The following is a 2653-nucleotide window of genomic DNA, read 5'->3' as shown; positions in this document are numbered from 1 at the left end:
ATTTCTTGCTGTCTCAATTGCCTCTCAGAATTGGTAGCGACAGACCAGAAAACCAGAATTTGATATAGCCAGAGAGCCACAAAAGAGCGCAGCCACCCAACCAGGGCAGCCCAAAAAGACATGGAGAGTGAAACAGAAAGGAAGGATTACTGAGCAGCAGAAAGAGGCTGGCCACCACTAAAGCGAGATTTGGGAACATACCGCTCAGCGGACTGCTCCAGCCAGCCACCATAGTGACGGTTAAGCATCTCTATCCCGGTATGCCCCATCTGATTCGCAATCCACCACGGATTCTCATTATCCTTGATCAACATATGGGCATAGGTATGTCGGGTTTGATAAGGGTTTCGGTAACGCAGGCCTGATCGCTTGATGGCAGGATGCCAGGCAAATTTGCGAACTTCCGAGTCATTCATCCAGTGTCTTGCTTTCAGCGGGTGATGAAAAACGAAGTCACCTTCAAGGAAAGTATGTGCTTTCTGACGCTGTAAGGCTTCGTGCGCCGGATCCAGCATCAGGATTTTACGGGATGAGACTCCCTTTTCAGCGGTTTTTAATCGGTCAATTTGACCCTCTACCATTGCCTGGTCTACCAGTATTTCACTGTTTACAAAGTCGATCTTTTCCCACTTCAAAGCAATCAGCTCGCTGGTACGCATGCCTGTATAGAAAGCGAACTGAAACAGGTTCTTCACCTGATCATTCATGTGCTCCAGCAGAATATCGATTTCTTCTTCAGTAAACGGATCAACCTGAAATTCACTTTGCCGTGATTCGATGGTAATGATGGAATCCAGGTTAACCAGACGAACAGGATTTTCAGTGATTGCCCTATCCATCAGGGCGTCATCCATAGCCTGCTTGAATGGCGATAAAATGTTGCTGATGGTTTTCCGTTTGCAGGTATGGCTTTTTTCAAAGACCCAGTCACGAACAAGGCCCGGAGTAAGATCAGTGACTGGAAGATAACCGAAATCTGGTATCAGCTGATTGTCGATGATCTTTTTATAGTTTTTATGGGTCACCGGTCTGACCCGCTTTTCAGATCGGACAAGAAACTTTTTCAGAAAATCCTCAACTGTCCGCAGCGAACGGTCTTCAACAGAATATTTATTTGCATTAGGTGAGTCAGGAAAGAACTCAGCATAATCAAATTTGTCTGTTGATATTTCATGGCGCACCCGGGAGAGTAGCTGGTGGGCAGCCGCTACGTCACGTTTAATGGCAGCTTCAAATTTGGAAATTGATGAAGGTTTATTGTCTGGCCATGAACGATTAGAGAAGTTTTCTCGACAGCGCTCTTTTCGATAGTAGAAAGCCATCCTGACCGTTGCGTATTTTTTAAAAGCCCGAACTTCAATACCTGCGGGCGTTTCAATATGAGATAAGTCCATACAGCACCTCTTTCTTATCGTACATAACGACTCTTTTCTGCCCAGACCTCCACAGCCTGAATATTGACCCATGTCGCACCGTCTGCTGCGGTGCGAAACTCTTTTCCTTCACGCCAGATGCCCCGATTCTTCTTCTTGTAAAAGGCATCCTGAGTATCACCAGAAAGCTCATAATAGCGGCTCAGTTTCACCCATTTCATCCTGGACCTCCTGTCTTACAAATGCTCGCCATCGATATCGGAAACGTTACGCACCTTTAGCTCGGGATTGCCAACCATGTTTGCGTGCTGAATAACAAATTCACCGCCCTGGAAGGTTTCAAAAACCGGCTGTGCCTTGGTCAGCAATTTAAGCAGCACTATCGCATCCTCTACCGAGGTCAACATCCATTGATTCGTGCCGAACGACACCAGATAAACATGATCATCCATAAGAACAACCTCCATGATTTCCCATTCAGAAGTAGCGGCACCCATCAGAGTGCCTTATTCAGATCCGCAGCACAGGAGACAGCGCCGTTGATAATTTCACCGGTATCCATATCCACCACGACACCGCCGTCATCGTTACGCAACAGCGCCTCATTATGTTGAGACAGGCCTGCGTCCGCCCGTTCATCCAGACCGACAGCGGTGAGAGCTTCAATAGAAACCGGGAGGTATTTAAACAGACGACGGACAACGGTCTTTTTTGCCATCTCTTCAAAGTGCGTCTGCCAAGGCCCATCGGTTTTGGCTTTTGAGGAGTCACGCACTTTCATGATTTCCTCAACGGTCATATATTCCACCTGAGAGCCACCGCCCTGCAGCTGCGCCACAGCGTAGACACCCAACACACCGCCACGGTCACCATTCAGGCGTGGCTTGTGGATAACCCGGGTTTCAGTGCCATAGAGCAGATCGAACTCATCGGCAGCAAAGACCACACGGGCGTCGATATTGACGATGGCACCGGAACGACGAGCCAGGGCAAGCATTCCCCGATAGCCCAGCATGAACTGGCATTCAAGGCCGCCCAGCTTTCGATTAAAGAAAGGGATCAGGTAGCAGTGACCCAACGCAGAGCCGGGCTCCAGACCCAGCTGCGCCGATTGAATCACTGCACCCAGCAGAGAAGCCTGCGAGCATTCCCTCAGTTTCGGCGTCTTGCGAACTTCGGTCATGCAGACAGACAGCAAACGCTCCGGGGTGAGCGGCGTATTTTCCAGCGCCTGGGTGATGGTATTCTTGTTTTGCCGTAACAGGTCTTTGATGGTGAAC

General features: G+C 49.0%; 4 protein-coding genes. All 4 read right to left on the bottom strand.

The window, feature by feature from the left end:
* Window positions 1-146 precede the first annotated feature (146 nt).
* Window positions 147-1394: a site-specific integrase gene (locus tag KDK14_RS12930; protein ID WP_257265558.1), complete on the bottom strand. Its 1248-nt coding sequence runs from the start codon at window positions 1392-1394 to the stop codon at window positions 147-149.
* A gap of 14 nt (window positions 1395-1408) precedes the next feature.
* On the bottom strand, window positions 1409-1594 hold the full coding sequence (locus tag KDK14_RS12925; protein WP_257265556.1) for a hypothetical protein: 186 nt from the start codon (window positions 1592-1594) through the stop codon (window positions 1409-1411).
* A 15-nt stretch (window positions 1595-1609) separates the two neighbouring features.
* Entirely contained in the window at window positions 1610-1870 is a 261-nt protein-coding gene (locus tag KDK14_RS12920; RefSeq protein WP_257265555.1) for a hypothetical protein, read from the bottom strand.
* Window positions 1870-2653 (bottom strand): recombinase RecT (locus KDK14_RS12915; protein ID WP_257265552.1); only part of this gene is annotated, 784 nt, incomplete at its 5' end. The genes KDK14_RS12920 and KDK14_RS12915, both read right to left, overlap by 1 nt.

Source organism: Endozoicomonas sp. ONNA2, assembly GCF_024606365.1.
In the GTDB taxonomy this organism is placed as follows: Bacteria; Pseudomonadota; Gammaproteobacteria; order Pseudomonadales; family Endozoicomonadaceae; genus Endozoicomonas.
The sequence above is the reverse complement of the archived record's forward strand: the minus strand, read 5'-3'. Positions and strand labels throughout refer to the sequence as shown.